Origin of the sequence: Devosia riboflavina (assembly GCF_000743575.1) — a bacterium.
Lineage (GTDB): Bacteria > Pseudomonadota > Alphaproteobacteria > Rhizobiales > Devosiaceae > Devosia > Devosia riboflavina.
The window spans coordinates 1-937 of the sequence record NZ_JQGC01000087.1; the positions used below are offsets into that span (position 1 = coordinate 1).

Annotated in this window: 1 protein-coding gene; it reads right to left on the reverse strand. The window is 62.5% G+C overall.

Annotated elements, in window-relative coordinates; genetic code table 11:
• On the reverse strand, positions 1 to 762 hold a 762-nt coding region (locus JP75_RS24820), incomplete at its 3' end, for a LacI family DNA-binding transcriptional regulator (RefSeq protein ID WP_035087995.1).
• Between the last annotated feature and the right edge of the window lie 175 nt (positions 763 to 937).

The following is a 937-nucleotide window of genomic DNA, read 5'->3' on the forward strand; positions in this document are numbered from 1 at the left end:
CTGACCTTCGCCGCGCCAGTAATTGATGACAGCGGCGCGAGTCGTGGCGTAGTCGAAATTGCCGTCGATGGCGGCTTCGAAGACGATGCTGTGCTCGGCCAATGCCTCCTCGAGCGCGTTGACCCGGTCGAGATCGGAAGCGGCCCCCTCCCCGCGCACGTAAAGCAGTCGCTTGCGGCCGGTGCCGGCAAGCAGCCGGACGGCGTTGGCGATTCCCTCGTGCTGCTCGACATGGAGGCGGTCGACCATGTGCTCGTCGTGGTCCGTGGGTGCATGGGCGCCATAGACCGGGTAGATGGCCGGGGAATTGCCGAAGGCACGGCGCAGCTGGTGTGGCTTGAGATCGTCCATGTAGGCGATGACGGCGGCAGGTCGATAGGCGCGGATATGGGCGAAATTGAATTGCAGCCGGCTCTTGTGCTCCATGCGGAACACCATCACGGCCAGCCCATCCTCCTGCAACACGGCGGTGAGCGCGTCGATTTCCTGCGCTTCCCACGGATTGGCCAACGTGCTGACCACCACCGCCACGAGGTTCGAGCGGCGGGTGACCATGGCGCGGGCGGCCATATCCGGGTGATAGCCCAGGCTCGCCGCCACATCGAGAATGTGCTGCCGCTTGTCGGGCCTGACCGAAGCCTCAGGGTTGAAGGCCCGGGAAACCATGATCCGCGAGACCTTTGCGGCCTTCGCCACGTCGAGCGCGGTGGAACTCCCCGGGTGCTCGCGCGTGCGTTCGGTATCGGCGCTGTCGTCGCTCAATTGCTCCTCCGACCTGGCAGCGTGTTCAATCGATGCACATCCTTGCCTGCCTTCATATCGGCGTTGTGACAGTCCGCCAATCTCCACTTGACCTTTGGGTATGATCACGTGTTCATTCAATTGTTACATGGCTGATATGCAAACGTCACATGATTGTCGTGGGACGGTTTCACTC